At 36.7% G+C, this 20,142-nt stretch carries 24 protein-coding genes; 14 read left to right on the top strand and 10 right to left on the bottom strand.

Annotated features, from left to right (window positions below; all coding sequences use genetic code 11):
- Positions 1–3 precede the first annotated feature (3 nt).
- A complete protein-coding gene (gene melA / locus CEF19_RS12755; RefSeq protein WP_100406406.1) occupies positions 4–1,302 on the bottom strand; it encodes an alpha-glucosidase/alpha-galactosidase in 1,299 nt (432 codons plus the stop codon).
- A gap of 162 nt (positions 1,303–1,464) precedes the next feature.
- Here melA and CEF19_RS12750 point away from each other — a divergent pair, with 162 nt between their 5' ends.
- Genes CEF19_RS12750 through CEF19_RS12740 form a run of 3 tightly spaced genes read left to right on the top strand, consistent with a single transcriptional unit; the run spans position 1,465 to position 4,483 of the window.
- Positions 1,465–2,322 carry an AraC family transcriptional regulator gene (locus tag CEF19_RS12750; protein ID WP_227521980.1) on the top strand — a complete coding sequence of 286 codons (858 nt, stop codon included), beginning with the start codon at positions 1,465–1,467 and terminating at the stop codon, positions 2,320–2,322.
- A 33-nt stretch (positions 2,323–2,355) separates the two neighbouring features.
- Positions 2,356–3,504, top strand: coding sequence for an LL-diaminopimelate aminotransferase (locus CEF19_RS12745; protein ID WP_100406404.1), 1,149 nt, complete (start codon positions 2,356–2,358; stop codon positions 3,502–3,504).
- Between the two features lie 16 nt (positions 3,505–3,520).
- The gene (locus CEF19_RS12740) at positions 3,521–4,483 is read left to right on the top strand and encodes an NADPH:quinone reductase (RefSeq protein ID WP_100406403.1); all 963 of its coding nucleotides are present in this window, start codon (positions 3,521–3,523) and stop codon (positions 4,481–4,483) included.
- Positions 4,484–4,527: 44 nt separating this feature from the next.
- Here CEF19_RS12740 and CEF19_RS12735 read toward each other — a convergent pair whose 3' ends face one another.
- Entirely contained in the window at positions 4,528–5,580 is a 1,053-nt protein-coding gene (locus CEF19_RS12735) for a GGDEF domain-containing protein (protein ID WP_100406402.1), read from the bottom strand.
- A gap of 391 nt (positions 5,581–5,971) precedes the next feature.
- On the opposite strand from CEF19_RS12735, the gene CEF19_RS12730 reads away from it, so the two are divergent.
- On the top strand, positions 5,972–6,313 hold the full coding sequence (locus CEF19_RS12730; protein WP_100406401.1) for a hypothetical protein: 342 nt from the start codon (positions 5,972–5,974) through the stop codon (positions 6,311–6,313).
- 110 nt (positions 6,314–6,423) lie between these two features.
- On the opposite strand, the gene CEF19_RS12725 is transcribed toward CEF19_RS12730, so the two are convergent.
- Genes CEF19_RS12725 through CEF19_RS12715 form a run of 3 tightly spaced genes read right to left on the bottom strand, consistent with a single transcriptional unit; the run spans position 6,424 to position 8,575 of the window.
- Positions 6,424–7,170, bottom strand: a complete 747-nt coding sequence (locus CEF19_RS12725) for an SDR family NAD(P)-dependent oxidoreductase (RefSeq protein ID WP_100406400.1) — start codon at positions 7,168–7,170, stop codon at positions 6,424–6,426.
- Position 7,171: 1 nt separating this feature from the next.
- Positions 7,172–8,263, bottom strand: coding sequence for an A/G-specific adenine glycosylase (mutY, locus tag CEF19_RS12720; RefSeq protein WP_100406399.1), 1,092 nt, complete (start codon positions 8,261–8,263; stop codon positions 7,172–7,174).
- Positions 8,264–8,266: 3 nt separating this feature from the next.
- Positions 8,267–8,575, bottom strand: coding sequence for a hypothetical protein (locus tag CEF19_RS12715; protein ID WP_100406398.1), 309 nt, complete (start codon positions 8,573–8,575; stop codon positions 8,267–8,269).
- A 96-nt stretch (positions 8,576–8,671) separates the two neighbouring features.
- On the opposite strand from CEF19_RS12715, the gene CEF19_RS12710 reads away from it, so the two are divergent.
- Positions 8,672–9,652: a metal-dependent hydrolase gene (locus CEF19_RS12710; protein ID WP_100406397.1), complete on the top strand. Its 981-nt coding sequence runs from the start codon at positions 8,672–8,674 to the stop codon at positions 9,650–9,652.
- A 50-nt stretch (positions 9,653–9,702) separates the two neighbouring features.
- On the opposite strand, the gene CEF19_RS12705 is transcribed toward CEF19_RS12710, so the two are convergent.
- Entirely contained in the window at positions 9,703–9,969 is a 267-nt protein-coding gene (locus tag CEF19_RS12705; RefSeq protein ID WP_100406396.1) for a YfhJ family protein, read from the bottom strand.
- A 92-nt stretch (positions 9,970–10,061) separates the two neighbouring features.
- Between CEF19_RS12705 and sspK the strand changes: the two genes are divergently transcribed.
- A complete protein-coding gene (sspK, locus tag CEF19_RS12700; RefSeq protein ID WP_100406395.1) occupies positions 10,062–10,205 on the top strand; it encodes a small, acid-soluble spore protein K in 144 nt (47 codons plus the stop codon).
- A gap of 34 nt (positions 10,206–10,239) precedes the next feature.
- Here the strand turns inward: sspK and CEF19_RS12695 are convergent, their stop codons facing one another.
- Together CEF19_RS12695 and recX are read right to left on the bottom strand one after the other, a co-directional pair.
- The gene (locus CEF19_RS12695; protein WP_100406394.1) at positions 10,240–10,557 is read right to left on the bottom strand and encodes a YfhH family protein; all 318 of its coding nucleotides are present in this window, start codon (positions 10,555–10,557) and stop codon (positions 10,240–10,242) included.
- A gap of 91 nt (positions 10,558–10,648) precedes the next feature.
- Positions 10,649–11,461 carry a recombination regulator RecX gene (recX, locus tag CEF19_RS12690; protein WP_100406393.1) on the bottom strand — a complete coding sequence of 271 codons (813 nt, stop codon included), beginning with the start codon at positions 11,459–11,461 and terminating at the stop codon, positions 10,649–10,651.
- A gap of 115 nt (positions 11,462–11,576) precedes the next feature.
- Between recX and CEF19_RS12685 the strand changes: the two genes are divergently transcribed.
- From CEF19_RS12685 to CEF19_RS12660, 6 genes are all read left to right on the top strand, one after another.
- Entirely contained in the window at positions 11,577–12,488 is a 912-nt protein-coding gene (locus CEF19_RS12685) for a TIGR01777 family oxidoreductase (RefSeq protein WP_100406392.1), read from the top strand.
- Between the two features lie 303 nt (positions 12,489–12,791).
- Positions 12,792–13,346: a GNAT family N-acetyltransferase gene (locus CEF19_RS12680; protein WP_100408303.1), complete on the top strand. Its 555-nt coding sequence runs from the start codon at positions 12,792–12,794 to the stop codon at positions 13,344–13,346.
- Between the two features lie 132 nt (positions 13,347–13,478).
- Positions 13,479–13,601 carry a YfhE family protein gene (locus CEF19_RS12675; RefSeq protein WP_100408302.1) on the top strand — a complete coding sequence of 41 codons (123 nt, stop codon included), beginning with the start codon at positions 13,479–13,481 and terminating at the stop codon, positions 13,599–13,601.
- 469 nt (positions 13,602–14,070) lie between these two features.
- Positions 14,071–14,595, top strand: a complete 525-nt coding sequence (gene ectA, locus CEF19_RS12670) for a diaminobutyrate acetyltransferase (protein ID WP_100406391.1) — start codon at positions 14,071–14,073, stop codon at positions 14,593–14,595.
- 83 nt (positions 14,596–14,678) lie between these two features.
- Positions 14,679–15,965 (top strand): diaminobutyrate--2-oxoglutarate transaminase, encoded by a 1,287-nt coding sequence (gene ectB / locus CEF19_RS12665; protein WP_100406390.1) that lies wholly within the window; start codon positions 14,679–14,681, stop codon positions 15,963–15,965.
- 105 nt (positions 15,966–16,070) lie between these two features.
- A complete protein-coding gene (locus CEF19_RS12660; protein WP_100406389.1) occupies positions 16,071–16,463 on the top strand; it encodes an ectoine synthase in 393 nt (130 codons plus the stop codon).
- A 60-nt stretch (positions 16,464–16,523) separates the two neighbouring features.
- Here the strand turns inward: CEF19_RS12660 and CEF19_RS12655 are convergent, their stop codons facing one another.
- Positions 16,524–16,820, bottom strand: a complete 297-nt coding sequence (locus tag CEF19_RS12655; RefSeq protein ID WP_100406388.1) for a hypothetical protein — start codon at positions 16,818–16,820, stop codon at positions 16,524–16,526.
- 37 nt (positions 16,821–16,857) lie between these two features.
- On the bottom strand, positions 16,858–18,771 hold the full coding sequence (locus tag CEF19_RS12650; RefSeq protein ID WP_100406387.1) for a putative bifunctional diguanylate cyclase/phosphodiesterase: 1,914 nt from the start codon (positions 18,769–18,771) through the stop codon (positions 16,858–16,860).
- A 356-nt stretch (positions 18,772–19,127) separates the two neighbouring features.
- On the opposite strand from CEF19_RS12650, the gene CEF19_RS12645 reads away from it, so the two are divergent.
- Both CEF19_RS12645 and CEF19_RS12640 read left to right on the top strand, forming a co-directional pair.
- Complete coding sequence (locus CEF19_RS12645; RefSeq protein WP_198510284.1) at positions 19,128–19,496, top strand: Na-translocating system protein MpsC family protein; 369 nt, start codon at positions 19,128–19,130, stop codon at positions 19,494–19,496.
- 131 nt (positions 19,497–19,627) lie between these two features.
- Positions 19,628–20,142 (top strand): sodium-dependent bicarbonate transport family permease (locus CEF19_RS12640; RefSeq protein ID WP_198510283.1); only part of this gene is annotated, 515 nt, incomplete at its 3' end.

The raw sequence follows: 20,142 nt of genomic DNA, 5'->3' as shown, positions 1-20,142 counted from the left end.
ATTTTATTTGTATGTTGGTAGCCAATCACCATGAGCATTAATTAAATCATCACATAAAGCAACGATCTCATCGATTGATAATTCGGCTGAGGTATGCGGGTCCAGTAATGCCGCTTGATAAATATATTCTTTTTTCTGTGAGATTGCTGCCTCAATCGTCAGCAACTGTGTGTTAATGTTCGTACGGTTTAAGGCAGCTAACTGCTCAGGCAACTCGCCGACATATGTAGGCTGTATGCCATTACGGTCAACTAAACAAGGAACCTCTACACACGCTTTATCAGGTAAATTCGAAATCAACCCACCCGTATTTAACACATTTCCTCCAATTTTAAATGGCTGATCTGTTTCCATTGCCTCCAGAATAAACGAAGCATACTCATGGGTTCTTTCATGAGTTAAATTTTCACTTAAGACTAAATCACTTCTCATTTTTTTCCAATTTTCAATTTGTTCGATACAACGACGAGGGTATTCATCTAGCGGGATGTTAAATTGGTCAATTAAATCCGGATAATTTTTCTTGATAAAATAAGGAAAGTACTCCGCATTATGCTCCGAGGATTCCGTCACATAGTAACCAAATCGATCCATAAGCTCAAATCGTACCATATCATCATGTTTCTCGCTTTGAAGATCTCTTGCACGACGCTTAATCTCAGGGTATACATCCTCTCCGTCACGAGTAATTTCCAAGAGCCATGCCATGTGGTTAATTCCCGCAATCTTCCACTTGATATCCCCTTTGTCCTTATCCAAACCAACTCGTTCAAGTAACCCAGGCGCGCAAACTTGGACACTATGGCAGAGTGCAACTGTCTTCACTCCACCGTAACGAATCATCGTCCCCGTTAAGGCTGCCATTGGGTTTGTATAATTCAGGAACCAAGCTTTTGGACAAACCTCCTCGATATCACGAGCAAAGTCTAACATCACTGGTATCGTTCTAAGATTTCGGAAAATCCCCCCGATTCCTAATGTATCAGCGATTGTTTGACGTAAGCCGTATTTTTTAGGAATGTCAAAGTCTGTTATCGTACAAGGGTCATAACCCCCTACTTGAATAGCATTAATAACATACTTCGTTCCTCGCAAGGCCTCTTTCCGGTTGGTATACGCTTTAATGTGAACGGTACTGTTAAGGCCCTCTTTTAAGTTATTTAACATATTGAGAGAATCTTGTAGTCTTTCTTGATCAATATCAAATAAAGCAAATTCAAAACTTTGTAAGCTTGGTGTAAGCATACAATCACCTAATACATTTTTTGCAAAAACAGTACTCCCGGCACCTAGAAATGTAATTTTAGACTTTAATAATCACCTCTTATTAGATTTGCTTTAAGTATAAAAGGGTCTCCTTAAAAATCACATGGAACAAACACACTAATTCATGGATAAATGTAGTTTATTTTGCTATCTCCCTGTAGAATACTAATAAACCTCAAGTTTAAAGGATGGATGAACGTGAAATCAGAAAATTCAAGAGTTGCCATTAATCCTCATTCCAAACTAGGGGAAAATCACGTCCTTTTTAGTGGATATAGTCAAACTTATTCTTTTCACAAAGTGGGTCCTCAAGTGCATGATTATCATTTATTACACTTTGTCTTAGGTGGGAAAGGAACTTTTACTAGTAACAAAGAAACACATCGATTAGGACTTGGAGATAGTTTCTTTATTTTTCCAAGGGAGTTGGTGACATATGAATCTGACCGCAGCGACCCCTGGTATTATACGTGGGTTGGATTTAGAGGAGTCTATTTTGAAACATTGCTTGAGGCAATTGATATTACTCCCAAATCACCGATAGTAAGACCGCTTGAAGAAAATATAGCATTAGAACCCTTGTTTCAAAAGTTATATCAAGTACTAGAACAACAAAGACCAAACTGTAATTTAAAAGCAAATGCCTTTTTGCGATTGATTTTTGCAGACTATTTTGATATAAAAGGATGGCATCCAACTCCTATTGCTTCAAACCAACTTGATGATCTCCAAAAAAAAATTGAGGATGTCGTTCGATTATTAACTTTACGGTATTTTGAGCCACTTTCAATTCATACCATTGCAGACAATCTTGGCTATCACCGTACATATTTTTCAAAAATGTTTAAACAGCATACAGGACAATCGCCAAGTCAGTTACTCCTAGACATCCGGATGAAAAAAGCGGAGTCTTTGTTACAAAAGCCTTTAACGGTTAAACAAATCGCTTCTTCAGTTGGCTATCAGGATTCCTTGTATTTTTCTAAACAATTTAAAAAGTGGACAGGACTTTCGCCAACGGAATATCGCGAGAACTCTAATTTCGAGGTAGAATAGAATGGAATCTAAATTTCGTACGGTGGTGTTTGCATGTTTCCTTCAAGAAGACTTAAAAACCTAACAACTAGTGTATTTACAGAAATGGCCGAATTAAAAGCTAAGAAGTTAAAATCGGGTGAACATTTAATTGATTTAAGTATCGGCAGTCCTGATTTGCCGCCTCCACGATTTATTAAAGAGACATTGCAAGCTCATGTTTCGGATGACAGTCTCTACGGATATGCTATTACGAGCCAGCTTGAGTTTAGGAAAGCTGTTTGTGAATTTTACAACACTCGCTATCATGTTGAAATAGAAGAAAGTGAAGTCCTTCAATTACTAGGATCACAGGACGGTCTTGCCCATCTATCCTTGGCTTATTTAGATCAAGGGGATATTCTGCTCGTCCCGAACCCTGGATATCCAATTTATGCGGCGAGTGTCGAAATCGCTGGAGCTGAGATCTACCCTTATCCACTGAATGCAGATAATAATTTTATGTTTGATGTTAACTCTTTAGCTGATGATATTAAAAATAGAGCAAAAATGATGATTATCAATTATCCTGGTAATCCATGTGCAACCGTTGCTTCTAAGGCTTATTTTCAACAGCTCATTGAATTTGGATTAAAACATGAGATATTAATTGTCTCTGATTTTGCGTATTCTGAGTTACTTTTTGATAGCCATGAACCATTAAGCATTCTTTCTTTACCACGAGCAAAGGAAACGGCAATTGAATTGAATTCTCTATCAAAAAGCTTTAATTTAGCAGGGGCAAGAATTGGATATGCAATAGGCAATCCAACATTCTTAAAACCATTAGCAACGATTAAGTCACATATCGATTATGGTATGTTTCATCCGCTTCAAGCTGCTGCGATCACTGCATTAAGAAATGGTGAATCATTTTTGGCGGAACATAAATCCCTCTATGAAAATCGAAAAAAGACGATGATCTCCGCCTTATATCAGATTGGCTGGAAAGTTCGCGCTCCGGACGGCGGTATGTTTATTTGGGCAAAGGTTCCAGCAGGGTATACATCGATGTCGTTTACTCTTAAAGCATTAGATAACGGAGTCGTAGTCACACCTGGACATGCTTTTGGAAGTGAAGGAGAAGGTTACATCCGTTTGGCACTTGTCCAAGATGGGGCGAAACTAAAGGAAGCAGCTCGACGGTTAGAACCATTACTTTAAGAGGAGAGATGAAGAAATGAAAGCTGTTATTTATAAGCAATATGGAGATCCTAGTGTTTTACAGCTGAGTGACGTTCAAGTGCCAGCTCCGCAAGATGGAGAAGTTCTCATTAAAGTAGGGGCTAGTGGAATAAATCCAGTTGATACATACTTTAGAAAAGGAATTCGTCCTGTAGAAAAATTCCCACATATTCCTCACTTTGATGTTGCTGGAGAAGTAATTGAAATCGGTACCGGCGTAACAAACCTAAGGGTTGGGGATCGGATTTGGACGACTAACGTCAAGGGAACTGCTGCCGAATTTATTTGCCTTCCTGAGAATCTTGCTTTTCACTTACCAGAAGCCCTATCCTTTGAAGAAGGTGCTGCCTTAGCGATGCCGTTTATGACTGCACATTTAGCTCTACACTACCGGGCAAATGTTAAGTCTAGTGAAACAGTGTTAATTTACGGAGGGGCCGGATCTGTCGGTTTCGCCGCAATCCAAATTGCAAAACAAGCAGGAGCGACCGTGATTGCAACTACCAGTAACAAAGAAAAAGAAAATCTTGCTAAGCAGGCAGGAGCCGATGAAGTTATTAACTATCTAGAAGCCGACGTGGAGGAAAAAGTTAATATTCTCACAAATGGGAAAGGCGTTTCTATCATATTAGATATGTCGTTAAGTGAAAATATGGAAAAGGACTTTAAAATGATTTCAATTGGGGGGAGGATTGTAACAATTGGTTCACCTATTGATAATACGCCTCCTCTTTTATGGAGACAATTAAATATGAAGAATGCGTCCTTACTGGGGGTCTTACTATTTAGTGCGCCGGCTACAGAATTACTAAAAGCAGGGCAATTCATCTCGGATGAGTTTAAAGCTAAATCATTTCATGCTCATATTGGAAAGTGCTTTTCTTTCGGTGATGCCGCTAAAGCACATCACGCATTGGAACAAAAAACCTATAACGGTCGTATTATTTTAGTTCCTTAATTTATAGGGAGGGGAAAAATGTAAACCATCAACCTTTCCCTCCCTTATACGCATACTTTATTGCGTCCGCTTTGCTTTGCCTTATATAAGGCTTGGTCAGCTTTGCGATATAACTCTTTAAACGGTACTGCCCCGTCCTCAGTAGTAGCCACTCCTATTGAAGTAGTAATAGAAATATCTCGATTTAACACGTGGAAGGTATTATCCTCCACGATCCTTCTGATTTTTTCAGCTATGTCGAGAGCCTCTTCCTTCGAACAATTAGGCATCGCAACCGCAAACTCTTCTCCACCATTTCGGAACAGCTTATCCTTAGTTCTTGATCCTTTCATCATTAACCTTGCGAAATTGGTTAATACTTCATCTCCTGCAAGATGACCATACGTGTCATTGATTGCTTTAAAATGATCAATATCTAGTATTAATAATGAATACGATTCGTTCCCTGAATTAAGAACGTTATCCTCTATTAATCCAGTAAATGCCCTCATGTTACCTAAGCCAGTAAGATGATCTGTTAACGCCTCCCTTTTTGCCTTTCGATACAAAACATTTGAATCATGAATGTATGATAAACAAAAATATAATAGAAAGCTACCTGCAGAGTAATGGAACGTGTAGACAAGATGAACAGTTATTCCCATTCCTAGTATAAATAATGTGATATTCCCTATCACTCCACCATATACGACAAGAATAATCCACTTTCTGACTCCTAGTCCTTTTAGGTAATAACCAATCAACCCAGATCCAATCCCTAAGATTACGATGGTTATAAAGCCAATTAGTGAAGAATAGCCCCCACCTATAAAGAAAAACCGAAAACCCCCTATGATGATTGACGTAATAACTGCTGATTGAAATCCAAATAACAGAGCTGAAAGAAGTACCGGGAGATACCTTAAATCAATTAATACTTCTCCAAAATAAGAACCATATAACATTAATAAAATTCCAACCGTACCTGAAAGTATACTTATCAGCCATCTTGTTTTAAAGGACGATTGTTCGTAAATAGGATTGTCCCTGACAATGTAACCTCCAACAAAAATAAAGGAGGTTAAGACAGTAACACCTGCAATCATGTTAAGTACCATCACATAATCCTTTCTAACAATAAACTATACTTGTCTTACAACTAATTTACACTGCTTCCTATTATATAACAATTATTAAACTTTTGTAGAGCGTTTAGAAATGAAAACTAGTTCACGGATCGATTGAAAACCACTGCACAGGTGAAAGCCTATGCAAGTGGTTAGAGTCGAAGTGCAGAGAAAGCGTGATTTTCACTTTCCTAAACATATTGGTATCCTGTGAACATCTTGGGACTGACCCCTAACAAAATCGAAGCAACTGGTTTTCATTCCTCAGGGTGTCTAACTGAAGGTTTTCTAAGAACATGGTGATTAAGAATTTTGACATTGTTTTGGATATCAGTTATACATTTTGGGAATTGTATCAATAAGAATAGAAGGGGGAATCCATATGGAAAAATCCTTATACTATGTAAATTTAAATCCTATTAGCATGGAAACGATTAGTCCAACTCGTATAGACGATGGTCAATTAATTGAGTACGAAATTGAAGCTACTCCTACTGAGAAGAAAGCACTTGAGGACTTACTTCGTAACGTCCAGGCCCATGATGTCGAACTTGGAAACTTATTTACATTTAGGCACTTCGATGACAAAAAAGTCGATCAGGATAAAAATGAATATCAAAGTGGCCTAAATGATGTGTACGAAGCTCTTTATCATCTGGGCACATCAGAAACTAAAGCAAAAATTGAAGAAATTCATTTAATAAATGATGACCAAAAAACCTAAAATCATGTATCCTCTAGTGTCTGTTCAAAAAAGAATAGTTCCCTTAAACAGACACTAATCGATCAGTGTGCGGATTCTAACAAAAAACCTCACTCAAGTGAGGTTTTTTGTTAGAAATTTGATTTTGATTGGGCGCCGTCTACGTTAATCGTTGCTCCTACAATCCAGCTAGCTTTTTCAGATGCTAGGAAAATAGCGACATTCGCAACTTCCTCAGGGGTCCCAAAACGTCCAGCAGGAATTTCATCTGAGACAAATTGTTTTATTTTTTGAGGATTTTCATCAAGGCGTTTTTGCCAATTTCCTGTAGAATGTAAAATTGATCCAGGGGCAATCCCATTTACACGGATCCCTTCGGAAATCACTTCGTCAGCCAAGGCTTTTGTGAAGCTTATCATAGCTGCTTTAGAGCTATTATATGTTGGTTTCCCCCCGGACTCTCGCCCAAAAATTGAAGAGATATTAATAATACTCCCACTTTTTTGCTTTTTCATTTGAGGGAGAACCAGTTGACTTAGGTGTACTGCTGATAAATAGTTTAAATTTAGCGCGTCACGAAATAATTGTAGTGATGTCTCTGCAACTGCACCACCGTTACTCCCACCCAGATTATTAATTAGAATATCAATTCTTCCAAAGGCTTCCATTGCCATGGAATAAGCTCGTTGTCTTTCAGCTTCACTAGTTAAGTCAGCCTGAACATTAAACATATTCTCACCCTTAAACCCAACTTTTACACTTCTGGCAATAGTCACAACTTTTGCTTCTTCTTCAAGAAAAGCACATGCGATAGCCTTTCCTATCCCTTTGGAACCGCCTGTAATCAGTACAACTTTATCTTTTAAACCTAAGTCCATGTTATGCCTCCTTTTTACAATGTTCTATTATCTTTTGATGAGAGACCGGGAACGCATATTGCTCTATTTGTTTCCAACTAACCCATTTTCTCGTCTCAGTTTCTTCAATTGATTGGTTTTCAATAGTAACATCATAAACAGTTATGTTCCAAATTAAATGAGAAAAAACATGTTGAACGAATTGAATTGGAGTATCGATTTCAACTGAAGCATCATATTCTGATTTACAAAATGATACTAACTCCTCTACTCCCGATTGTTCTTGGGTAATTTCAATATTAGGAAAATGCCACAGCCTTGCTAATAACCCTATCTCAGGTCTTTTCTCAATTAATACTTCTCCATTTTTATTTATAAGAACTAATGCCGCCATCTTTTTTTCAATTGGCTTTTTCTTTTTTGATTTAATTGGCAAGTTATGCTCTTGTCCGGCATGATAGGCTCTACAATAGGTACGTACTGGGCATAAAAGACACCCAGGAGAAGTAGGTGTACATATTAACGCTCCTAATTCCATTAATCCTTGGTTGAAGGCCGAAGGGTCTAGCTGAGGAATTAGTTCATATAGTATTTCTTCAAAAAGTTTTCGTGTTTTCGCCTTTGCAATATCCTCCTTAACTAGAAGAACCCGTGAGAGAACACGCATAACATTCCCATCAACAGCAGGTTCTGGCTTTCCATAAGCTATGCTTAAAATTGCCCCTGCTGTATAAGGACCTATACCCTTAAGTGTTGAAATTTCTGCTCTTGTCTTAGGGACTTGTCCCCCGTATTCTGAGACAACCTCTCTAACTGCAGTTTGCAAATTACGCACACGTGAGTAATACCCAAGACCCTCCCATGCTTTTAGTAAGCGGTCTTCTTCGGCTGTCGCTAAGTCCTCTAGGCTTGGAAACTCTCTCATAAAGTTCAAATAATAAGGAATAACTGTATCGACTCTCGTTTGCTGAAGCATAATCTCTGAAACCCATACACGATACGGATCCTTATTTTCACGCCAAGGTAATGAACGATGATTATCATCAAACCATTCGATAAGAGCTGATTGGTACCCTTTTATCTCAAAATTTTGTAAAAGTTTATGTTGTGTCATATCTTACTCCTTACGCTGAAACGCCCAACAATGTATTTTATCTGTTCCACCTTGTATGTAAGGTATAATACTACCGAAGATAGGGTGTTCATGTGATTGTCGAAGCTTTTTTAGTGCATGATAATGAGAGGTGGTCGGTAGCTGAAACATTTCAACAAATAAAAAGGGCTGTTCTTCAGAAATAAACCACTGTATATTTGTTGCTTCAAATTCTGTTAAAGTATCTAGAACCGTGACCATAGCTTGCTCATATTCATGTAGATTTTCTTTATTTATTTTATATTCCATGAAAATTTGTAAAGGTTTTGTCATAATCTCTAAACTCCTCTTTTTAAACCGTTGTAAATCGGGTATAAATAAACTATATCATGAGAACTGGATACTTACCGAGAAGGAGGTTGGTGCTTTATCGATACTGGAACTCATGTAGTAATGGGCATTGCCCTAGGAGGACTCGCTACCTTGGATCCTGTCGTTGCTAATGATCCTATCATGCAGACATCTGTTTTATTAGCAACAATCATTGGTTCACAGGCTCCTGATTTTGATACGGTGTTGAAACTACGTAATAATGCTGTCTATATCCGTAATCACCGTGGAGTCACTCATTCGATTCCTGCTGTATTTTCATGGCCAATTATTATTACGGCAGGTATTACTTTATTTGTACCCGAAGTAAATTGGGTTACGCTGTTTCTTTGGACTTTTCTTGCAGTCTTTCTTCATGTATTTGTTGATATATTTAATGCCTATGGGACACAGGCTTTGCGTCCAATCTCTTATAGATGGATTGCTCTTGGTATCATCAACATTTTTGACCCTTTTATATTCTTTACCCATTTAGGAGCCATTGCTATGTGGGCTTTAGGAAGTGAGCCAGGGAGTACGTTCTTAACCTTATATATCGTCATTTTTCTTTATTATGTCTGGCGAGTATATGAGAAGAGGAAGGTTGTTACTCATGCTAGAAGGCTTCATCCCAATGCGACGCATATTTTTGTTTCTCCAACAATTCGTTGGAATCAATGGCATTTAGTTATTCGTACGCCTGACACGCTATTTGTAGCTGAATCTAGAATGAATCAACTTAATTTCTTTGAACAGTATACCTTTGATCCGATTCCAGATACTCCTATTATAAATGCAGCACGTAAAGATCCAAATTTAGCAGCATTTCTCTCATTTTCCCCTACGTATCGTTGGGAAACAGAAGCTAAAGAGAATATCACGGAAGTTCGTTTTGTTGATTTACGATATAGAAGTAAGGGTCATTATCCGTTTGTTGCAATTGTCCAACTCGACCAGAACTTAAATGTTATTAGCTCTTACACTGGTTGGGTATTTAGCGAACAAACGTTACAAAAAAAATTGAATATTATTACGGACTAAACTTTGAATGAGGGTGTCCTGGAGGTTACAACCTTCAGGACACCCTCTTATTAATGCTTTGTATGAGTATCATTTTTTAAGTGAGCAAATTTTTCATTTTTTGAAGCATATTGGTGTAAGTATGGACCATACTGTTTAATCCACTTTAAGACAACTTGTTCCGTCGTATCCTGTCCTTGATATGAGCGACCGGATTTTGCACGAGTCACTTCAAAATCCTCCCAAAGGCCTTCCACCCACGTTCTCGCTTGACCGTACGTTAATTCTTGATTTATTTTCAAAAGTTCTTCTGTTAGTCTTTCATAACGGTTTTCCATATTTTATTCCTCCTTTTACAGGATTTACGTCCGATACTCATACTCATGCTTGCTCATACTATAAGTGAACAACTGAGAGGAGACTAACTCATATGCGAAATAAAGAAAAAGGATTTCCAAATCGAATGTCTTTTTCAGGCGAACCAAGGGCAAAAGAAGAGAATGCCTCAAAACGACCAGATGGTTCAATTAATACACAACCTCAGGAACGAATGGCCAATTCTGGAGATAAGTAAAGTAGAACCACCAGACAATCTTTAAAAGAGAAGCCTAGATTGGCTTCTCTTTTAACAAAGAAATCGGTACCGCATCTAGTGTCGTCCCGTTATCACGATAACCCCATGCAAAATGACCATTCATATAGGAAATTTGAAATATTGAGTTCCCTCCGATCATTTCATAGGTTTCACCTGGCTTGAAATTATCAGGTTTAAGTAGATAAGCTTTTGCCATTAATGTTCTTCTTTCATATACTGCAAATTCATTCATCATCCCAAGCTGTTCCGCTTTCTTTGCTTTCTCGTTTAGTCTAGCTATTTCATTTCTAAGTTCATACTCAGTCATCTCACTAAAGCGTTTCTCCACCACGACTAATCCCTCGTCTTTCTAGAGCCTGTTTTCCTTAGTATAGCAGAAAATTTATAACTATTCCGAAACACTTATCCTAAATGCGAAGTCATCATTCCTCATAATTTCCTTCAATAAATTTATCGATTAGTGACGCGGAAAACCCTTTGCTGTATAAGTTTTGCTTTATTCGTTGTTTGAGATCCCATCCTTTGAACTTCTTCTCCTGTTTCAGCTTAATTTTCATGCCTTGATATAATACAGCCTCCCACTCCTCTTCAAGATTTTCCTCAATTGCTACCTTTTTGAGAGCTTGATCAATAATTTCGTAATTAAACCCTTTACTGAGTAACCTTTGCACTAATTTTTGCTGATATGCTACGAGCGATTGTTTTCCTTTTCGGCTCCACTGTTTATCTAGCCATTTTTCTAACCGGAGCAATTGTTCATGTTCTGAGTAAATTAAGAGTGCATGGTCAATAATTATTTCCGACACCTCTTTATCCTTTAATTCCTGTTTTATTTTTTTGGGGCCTTTTAATGTTGTATTTTTTTTTGTTTTAACATAAGCCTCTGCAAAAGCTTTGTCATCTAAAAACCTTTGTTCAATCAATTTTTCCACCGTAAAATCAATATGGGATTGTTGACGCTCTTTTTTTGTTAAATATGACTTAACTTCCCCAATTGACCGCATCCTATAAGAAAGAAAATGAAGAGCAAGATGGTATGTTTTCTTTTTATCATCTTCTTCAATAATCGCTTTAATCTCATCTTCGTTTATTTCGAGTCCTTTTTTCAGACCACACTTAATTAATACATCTTGATCAACACTAAACCCATATTCCTCTCCTTCACCGCGGGCCAGAAAAATATTATAGCGCTCTAAATTCCGTTTTTGTACTGTAATTTTTGTTATTTTAACCACGTATATCACCCTTCTTAAAACTAATAAATCATTCTTTACAATTATAGATAAACGTTTGGTTTTAAACTCATAATGGGTATATTCAATTATAAGGATACTACGAAGGGAGGCTCTTATGAAGATAGCAATTGCTGGCGGGTCAGGTTTTATTGGTAATAAGTTAACCAAGCGTTTAATTAGCCTAGGTCATTCCCTTATTATTTTGACGAGAACTGCTGAAAATAAACCGCCCCTTCCAAATACGCGTTATGTAGAGTGGCTTCATAATAAATCCAATCCAAGTAGTCATTTAGAAAATATTGATGCCATTATAAACCTTGCTGGGGAATCGATAGGAAGGCAACGTTGGACTAACGATCGGAAAGCAAGTATCCTAAACAGTCGAATTCAGACAACTGAAGAATTGATTGATATCATCTCCAAATTAGGGAAAAAACCCGAATTACTAATCAACGCTTCTGCAATCGGATATTATGGTAACTCTTTAACGAAAACATTTACAGAAGACTCACTTCCTGTCGATAAGGGTTTTCTTGCAGATGTGGTTAGACGTTGGGAAACTAAAGCAAGTCTTGCTCAATCATTTGGAGTAAGGACTGTGTTTTGTAGGCTCGGCGTTGTTCTAGATAAGAATGAAGGGGCGCTAACCAAAATGCTCCTCCCTTATAAGCTTTTTGCAGGAGGAACTATGGGATCTGGAAAGCAATGGATTTCATGGATTCATATTGATGATGTTATTGAGCTGTTCATCCTTGCAATTGAACAACATCATATCAAAGGACCACTAAACCTTACTTCACCAAATCCTCTTCAAATGAAAGAATTTGGTCAAACTATTTCTAGTGTTTTAAATAGACCGCACTGGCTTCCCGCACCTAGTTTCGCCTTAAAAATAGCCTTAGGAGAAATGAGCACTCTTGTACTTGACGGGCAAAAAGTTCTACCTAAAAAGGCGATCCTTCAAGGCTATCAATTTAAATATCCAGAGCTAACAACCGCTTTAGAAAACACCGTAAAAAATCCATAAATTTCTTCATAAATTTTTAATAAAAAAGGGTATCTTTTTACACAATAAACATTTATTATATAGAAGGATTAATGAGCATATGAGCGTATTTTATAATGTAACAGTTTTTTAATGCACATTATCCTCTATTATGGAGTAATATAGCAGTATATTCAATTATATAAGCATTGGGAAGACAATTGGTGCGTCACCAGCATAGCTGGTTCTAGTGGGTTCGATTCCCACCCCGAATTTGATATTAATAATTATTAAATTCGAGGGTGGACCTACTATTCTGCCCTCTAAAAAGGAGGGCTTAACGTGATTTTAAAGAAACGAGACGTCTCAGATTGTCATGCTCTATATGATTTGTTAGTGGATCCCGCTGTGTTTCCCTATGTTAGACAGAAAGCATCCTCATATGATGAATTTGTCTTTTTAACAAAACAAACGATCGAAGCAGAGGAACGTGGCGAGCTTATTTCACGTACAATTGTTGACGAATGGGGATCTCCAATCGGCACCATTAACCTGTTCGATGTTTCAGAAAAAAGTGGTTTTCTTGGAACCTGGATTGGTAAGCCCTACTTTGGAAAGGGCTATAACAAGGTAGCAAAGGATGCATTTTTTGATGAAGTGTTTTTTTCATGTGAAATTCAAACAGTGTTTATGAGAATCCGTCAAGAAAATGTTCGTTCTTTCATGGCAGCATCTAAATTACCTTATTGTTCAATCGCCAATGACATTCGCCGTGATATTTATAACCAAATTAATATATCAGACAACATTTACAATTTATTCCAAATAGAGAAAGATCAATATCATTTGCACAAAATGAGAACTTTACAAGAAACTGAACTTGAAGCAAAAGAAGCATAAGTCAAAAAAGAGTTCGTGGATTATATCCACAGCTCTTTTTTTATTGCTGACGGGTTAATTATTTAAGTAGGAATATTTTTCTTGTTTTTGTCCAAACTTATAAATACCAAAAGAGAAAGTGAGGCGATTACGATGGAAAGTAAAAAGCGTCGTGTTCAAGAAGAACACAGTACACTCAGTAAAGCACAAGAGGTTAATTATCAAAGAGAATTTAAAGCGGCAGATAGAGCTGCTAAAATGAGCAAGAAATCATAAAAAAGGAAGGATAATGTGTAAAAGCATAGCGAAAAATGACATGTACGAGTTTATTTTTAAAACTTGTGCGTGTTATTTTATCTTTCTTGTTGTTTTTATAAAAACTGTCCAAAGACTTGATGAGACTCGCTTTAACACATATTTAAATTCTTGCTTTTTTTTCATAAATTCTCAAAATGTTAGAATACATTACGATCTGCTAGCATTTACAACAATCATAGCTTCTAGATCAGGATGAATCCTTCTTAACCCCAATTAAGCCTTCTAATCATTGATAACCTTGTTTGCCTTCAATCTTCCATCCCCTTATGATATTTATAAGCGGTGCTTACAAAGTACACTTTAAAAAAATTAAAAATTAAAGGTTTCGAAGTTTGAAAAAGGGGAAAGAAATACCTTAGTTATATATACTAACCTTCTTTCGGAACTGAAATATATTTTGTAAGACTTGAAGGAGGAAAAGGGGGCAATGAATATTAATAGTCAAACAGCTGTCGCACTAAAAAATACTACAGAAACGTTACGCTTTGAAAAACCAACTGTAGTGGATGGTGCCGCAATGTGGGAACTGGTCAATAATTCTACTCTCGACCAGAACTCTGCGTATAAGTATATTATGATGTGTGAATTTTTCTCTGAAACCTGTGTTGTTGCAAAAGAAGGTGAAAAGCTTGTAGGCTTTGTCACTGCATTTATCCCTCCAGAGCAGCAGGATGTCGTGTTTGTTTGGCAAATTGGGGTTGATTCTTCTCAACGTGGAAAAGGGTTAGCTTCTAAAATATTGAAGGAGTTAATCATGCGTGAAGGTTGTAAAGATGTTCGGTATGTTGAAGCAACAATTACACCTTCAAACCAAGCATCACAATCTCTATTTCGCCGACTTGCACGAGATCAGGATACAAACTGTGAAGTAAAGGAATGCTTTAGTGAAGAATTATTCCCAGGTGACAACCATGAAGAGGAATTAACATTTAGAGTAGGACCTTTAAAATAGTAACGAATGTATTCAGATTTACCTGTTGAAAGCTATAATTCATACCTATACTATGTATAGTATCTTAGGAGGAGTTTATTAAAATGACTAAAACAAACATTAATATTTTTGAGCAATTAGAATCAGAAGTACGTAGTTACATCCGAAGCTTTCCAACTGTTTTCACAAAGGCAAAAGGGTATAAAATGTGGGATGAAGACGGTAAGGAATACGTAGATTTCTTTTCCGGTGCTGGTGCACTAAACTATGGTCATAACGACCCTAAAATGAAAGAAAAATTAGTAGAATACATCATGAATGACGGAATTACACACTCTTTAGACATGGGTACAACTGCTAAGGCTGAATTTTTAACAACATTTAATGACGTTATTTTAAAGCCACGTAATCTTGATTATAAAGTTATGTTCCCTGGACCGACTGGTACGAATACAGTTGAAAGTGCACTTAAACTTGCGAGAAAAGTAACTGGTAGAACTGACATTATTAGTTTTACAAATGGTTTCCATGGTATGACAATCGGGTCTCTTTCAGTTACTGGTAATTCATTTAAAAGAAAGGGTGCTGGGATTCCTTTACACAACGTTGTAACAATGCCTTATGACAGCTTTGTCAATGACGGACTCGACACTCTGGAGTATCTCGAGCGATTCCTTGATGATAAGGGAAGTGGCGTAGCCATTCCTGCTGCAATGATTCTCGAGACAGTCCAAGGTGAAGGTGGTATAAATGCTGCAAGTTTCGAGTGGCTACAACGAATCGAAGAGATTTGTAAACGTTGGGGTATTCTTCTAATTGTTGATGATGTTCAAGCAGGGGTTGGCCGAACAGGAACATTCTTCAGCTTTGAAAAAGCAGGAATTAAGCCAGATATTGTGTGTATGTCTAAATCTATTGGTGGCTTTGGTCTGCCTTTAGCTATTACCCTTATCCGCCCTGAGTTAGATATTTGGGAGCCGGGTGAACATAACGGGACATTCCGTGGAAATAACCACGCATTTATCACAGCAACTGCATCGCTTTCTTATTGGAAGGACTCTGAGTTCGAAAATAACATTGAAAAAGGATCTAAAAAAATCTTTAATTTCTTAGAAAAAATTGTTGCTGACTACCCTGAAATACAAGGTGAGGCACGCGGACGAGGTTATATGGTTGGGATCATGTCTGAAGTTGAGGGACTCTCTCCTAAAGTAGCTAGCGAAGCATTCAAACGTGGTCTAATTATCGAGACATCTGGTCCTAATGATGAAGTATTTAAACTCTTCCCTCCGTTAACAATTGACGACGAAGGTTTAGATAGAGGTCTAGCGATATTAGAAGAAAGCGTAAAAGCAGTAGTTATTGGTTCAAAAGAACCTGTTACATCGTAAAGAATAATACTAGAGGGTGTCTAAGTGACGCTTACTTAGACACCCTCACTATTTCCTTTTTTAAAAGAGACGTTATAAGATTAATTATTACTGGAGGTCATTTAGGTGAAAGTTATTTCTTTAAAAGACATTATTGGTTCCAAACAAGAAGTAGATGGAGGAAACTGGGTTAGCCGTAGACTCTTGTTAAAGAAAGATGGTATGGGTTACTCGGTTCATGACACAATTATTAAAGCCGGAACTGAAACTCATATTTGGTATCAGAATCACCTTGAAGCTGTTTATTGTATCGAAGGTAAAGGTGAGGTAGTTACGTTAAGAGATAATAAAGTATGGCCAATCGAAAAAGATATGATTTATGCATTGGACGAGCATGACGAGCATCTACTTCGTGCGCATCCTGATACGGATATGAGAATGGTTTGTGTCTTCAATCCGCCAATTACTGGAAATGAAGTCCATGATGAAAACGGAGTTTATCCTGTAGATAAAGATTAATAAACAAGGATTGACTAAAGAAGAAGACTTTTCCTTTAACTAAAGGAAGAGTCTTTTTTTTTAATGAACATATACCTGTTTAAAAAGCAATTCTTCACCTTCAATTCCAAGCTTATCAAGAAACTCGTACACATCTTTAAAACTCTCAAGAGGATACTGCGTTTTACACATGTTACTCGTTTGGCTTAAATTATGTTGGAACTCTTCATTTGTTGCTAAATCTTGTTTTAATTTTAATATAATATTTAGTATCTCTTCATCTTTTTCAAAGGTAACCACTCCATCACGTTCGTTAAAATATATTATAAGTGGAACTTGTGTATAAGGATGAACAAAGTGTGCCTTATAGAGGTTCATATCTTCTTCCCCCTTTTCATTTTCAATTACAAGTCTCTCATAAATCCACAGTTTTAATCTTATTACGTAGCTTTAGTATTTTTCCGCGAATTTCTTCTTGTCTAATCATAACTTTGTCTGCTGGAAGTGGTTCACTTAAGTAAAATCCTTGAATAACTTTGAAGCCCTTTTTATATAATAGACGTAATTGCTCTTCCGTCTCTACTCCTTCCACAATCACATCCATTGCTAAATTCTCTGCCATAGAAAGTAATGTTGAAATTATTTTTTCAGCACGATAATCTAACTCAATTTTGTTTACTAGCGATCGGTCAATTTTTAGAATATCAAGTGGCATTTGTAGAAGTTGTTCAAACGAATTATATCCCGTACCAAAGTCATCCATGCTAAGTCTAATTCCAAGAGCTTTTAGTTCCATTAATACATCCTTAATCCTAGCTTCATCCATTGCCATACTCTCTGTAATCTCAAATTCTATAAATCTTGATTCTAGTTGATATGTTTCTAAGATATCTTTCACCTGTCCAATAAAGTTATGCTGAAATAACTGATTGACAGACAAATTAATTGACACGCCATTTATAGGAACCTTGCAGTCAATCCATTCTCTCATTTGTCTACATGCTTCATTTAACACCCAATCTCCTATTGGTAAAATGAGACCTGTATCCTCTGCTATAGGGATAAAATCAACTGGAGATATGAAAGTCCCCGCTTCTTGCTTCCACCTTAATAAGGCTTCAACCCCGAAAAACTTCGCTGATTGAATATCTATTTTAGGTTGATAATATAACATTAATTCATTACGTTCAATAGCCTTACGCAAATCCTCAATTAAGAATGGCTCAGTCGATGGTAACTCCATCGTTTTTTCAAAAAATGAAAATCGTTGCTGCCTTTTCATTGCATAATTCAGCGCATAATGAACATTTCTTTCCAATTCATCTAAATCGGTTCCACTTCTAGGACACTCAACTATTCCTATATTCACATCCATATTGAAATTATATTGTTCAATAAACAAAGGCTTTTCAAGTGTTGTTACTACTTTCTTAAGAATCTTAACAATTTCACACTTTGTTTCATCTGGTATCATCAATGCAAAGCGACTGTCAGTGATACGAGAAACAAGTATTAAGGGTGATAAAATAGACGTAAGCCTATCAGCTAATACGAAAACAACCTCATCTGCAATTCGTTGACTAACATATTCACGAATGAATTTTACCCGCCTTATTTTAATTTCAATTAGCCAGAATGTATTTTCAGCTTTTCTCTTATTCAATTTAGAGGTAACCTCTTCTTTAAACGATTCATAATTCGGAAGTTTTGTGACAGGGTCATGGTAAGCTAAAAAACGCATTTCTTTAACAGCCTGTTCTTCCTTCGTTATATCTGTAATAATTCCTCCTAATTGAACAAGTTCACCTGCTGAGAAAATGGGGTAAACATGGTCCCGTATCCAGCGTGTCTCCCCATTCCTATGGATAATTCGATAGGTTACCGTTGAATGAAGTTGGTCTTTAGACCACAGTTGCCAGCCCTCTATTTCTAGTTTTTTTAAATCATCTGGATGTATCGCCTTATACCATAATTCGGGATTTTCCTTTATCTCCTCTATAGTATATCCATACATATTAAACACTTGGTTAGAAATATTTAAGGTTTTATTTGTTTTAATATCCTTTATCCATAATATGACATCTACATTTTCATAAATACTTTCTAATTGCTTCTTTGTTTCATCTTTTTCTTTCTGTCGATTGTAAATAACGAAACACATAGTTATAACTAATACGACAAATACAATATCTAGTGTGATCCCAATCAAAAAATAATTGAAAGAATACAGAGGGGAAATATAATGATAAGCGAGATGGAGTGCAATAATCGTTCCAATGGCTAGTAACCATTGATACAAAGGAATTTGATTCTTTCTCTCTGTATTCATACTAGACTTATTCCTCCTAATTCAAGAAGTTTTTAATTAAACATATACCCTATTTTATAATAACTTTAACGCAATTTCCGACATTTTTTCATATTTTTTAATATATCTTTCTTTTACTAAATATGATTGACATACATCCTTTGGCTAGCGTATTATTATATGAACCATGATGTTTCCGAAAATTATTATGTACTTCTCTCTTTTTCAAAGTTATAAGCATTGTGCAACTGAAAGATTTGTTCTTGCAGGTGTAAAATGAAGGTGACTGTTCTTCAAGGGAGAAAGGATGTAAAATGAGCGGTATATCTCTTTTCTTTAAGGGGGTATACCTTTTTTATGTGAAAGGAGCTTCCTACATGATTCGTATAACGAAAGGTCAGCTTGAGGCTGATATTAGCAAAGCACTTACCCAGTGGGAAAAGGAGTATCTTGGCCGAGGACCTTTACAGGTGAAAACAGATATTCTTAGAAATATCATTATTATCCAATTGAAGGGTATTCTTACTCCAGCAGAACGAGAGGTTTCGAAAACCTCTGCCGGGATTACGTCTGTTAAAACAATGCGTTCTGAATTAATTGAATCAGGAAGTGAGCAACTAAAAGTATTGTTAAGTAGCCTCACTGACATTCAAGTAGTTAGTTTCCATACAGATATTAGCACCCAAACGGGAGAACGGGTAATTGTCTTTACGTTAAGTGAAAATCTTGAACAAATTCTTAGTTAATATTTGGGTAGATTAGTTTTTCAGCGATGGAAGACAATAAACCAGCTTCAACGTTAAAACGTGAGGCTGTTTTTTTTTGTAAAAAAGCCTGAACCATAAGTTAGAGATTAAATTTAGGAGGATTTATTACGATGTTTGAATTAATTTTAACTTACTTTTTAACCCCAACAGTCTTGTTTTTTGCGGTTGGTTTATTAGCTTCCATTCTTCGTTCCGATTTAGAAATACCGAAAAGTATCGGAGACGCTTTAAGTCTTTATCTGCTCATCGCAATTGGTTTAAAAGGCGGGATTGAACTTTCAAAATATCCGTTGAGTGATCTAGTTCAACCTATAGCTGCAGCACTATTTCTCGGAACTGTTATCCCAGTCATAGTCCTTATTTTCCTTCGTAAAGTACTAAAACTAGACTTAGACAATTCAATTGCTCTTGCGGCAACTTATGGTTCGGTTAGTATTGTAACGTTTGGGGCCGCTCTAGCTTTTCTAGAAAACATGCAGACACCATTTGAAGGCTATATGAGTGGTCTAGTCGTTGTAATGGAGATACCTGCAATTTTTATTTCTTTGATGATTTTTCGATTTTTAGAGAAACCTGCAAATTTCCAAGTAGCGCGTCATCAAGTCGGAATTAGTGCCTTTTCTTC

The organism is Bacillus solitudinis, assembly GCF_002797395.1.
GTDB lineage: Bacteria > Bacillota > Bacilli > Bacillales > Bacillaceae_D > Halalkalibacter_A > Halalkalibacter_A solitudinis.
The sequence above is the reverse complement of the archived record's forward strand: the minus strand, read 5'-3'. Positions and strand labels throughout refer to the sequence as shown.

Excerpts from the sequence above, each read along its gene's own strand:
- CEF19_RS12645 (WP_198510284.1), top strand. The coding sequence starts at position 19,128 with ATGATTCGTATAACGAAAGGTCAGCTTGAGGCTGATATTAGCAAAGCA.
- CEF19_RS12745 (WP_100406404.1), top strand. The coding sequence starts at position 2,356 with ATGTTTCCTTCAAGAAGACTTAAAAACCTAACAACTAGTGTATTTACA.
- sspK (WP_100406395.1), top strand. The coding sequence starts at position 10,062 with ATGCGAAATAAAGAAAAAGGATTTCCAAATCGAATGTCTTTTTCAGGC.
- ectA (WP_100406391.1), top strand. The coding sequence starts at position 14,071 with ATGAATATTAATAGTCAAACAGCTGTCGCACTAAAAAATACTACAGAA.
- CEF19_RS12705 (WP_100406396.1), bottom strand. The coding sequence starts at position 9,969 with ATGGAAAACCGTTATGAAAGACTAACAGAAGAACTTTTGAAAATAAAT.
- CEF19_RS12740 (WP_100406403.1), top strand. The coding sequence starts at position 3,521 with ATGAAAGCTGTTATTTATAAGCAATATGGAGATCCTAGTGTTTTACAG.
- CEF19_RS12650 (WP_100406387.1), bottom strand. The coding sequence starts at position 18,771 with ATGAATACAGAGAGAAAGAATCAAATTCCTTTGTATCAATGGTTACTA.
- CEF19_RS12715 (WP_100406398.1), bottom strand. The coding sequence starts at position 8,575 with ATGACAAAACCTTTACAAATTTTCATGGAATATAAAATAAATAAAGAA.
- mutY (WP_100406399.1), bottom strand. The coding sequence starts at position 8,263 with ATGACACAACATAAACTTTTACAAAATTTTGAGATAAAAGGGTACCAA.
- CEF19_RS12655 (WP_100406388.1), bottom strand. The coding sequence starts at position 16,820 with ATGAACCTCTATAAGGCACACTTTGTTCATCCTTATACACAAGTTCCA.
- CEF19_RS12725 (WP_100406400.1), bottom strand. The coding sequence starts at position 7,170 with ATGGACTTAGGTTTAAAAGATAAAGTTGTACTGATTACAGGCGGTTCC.
- CEF19_RS12735 (WP_100406402.1), bottom strand. The coding sequence starts at position 5,580 with ATGGTACTTAACATGATTGCAGGTGTTACTGTCTTAACCTCCTTTATT.
- CEF19_RS12685 (WP_100406392.1), top strand. The coding sequence starts at position 11,577 with ATGAAGATAGCAATTGCTGGCGGGTCAGGTTTTATTGGTAATAAGTTA.
- CEF19_RS12675 (WP_100408302.1), top strand. The coding sequence starts at position 13,479 with ATGGAAAGTAAAAAGCGTCGTGTTCAAGAAGAACACAGTACACTCAGT.
- CEF19_RS12730 (WP_100406401.1), top strand. The coding sequence starts at position 5,972 with ATGGAAAAATCCTTATACTATGTAAATTTAAATCCTATTAGCATGGAA.
- ectB (WP_100406390.1), top strand. The coding sequence starts at position 14,679 with ATGACTAAAACAAACATTAATATTTTTGAGCAATTAGAATCAGAAGTA.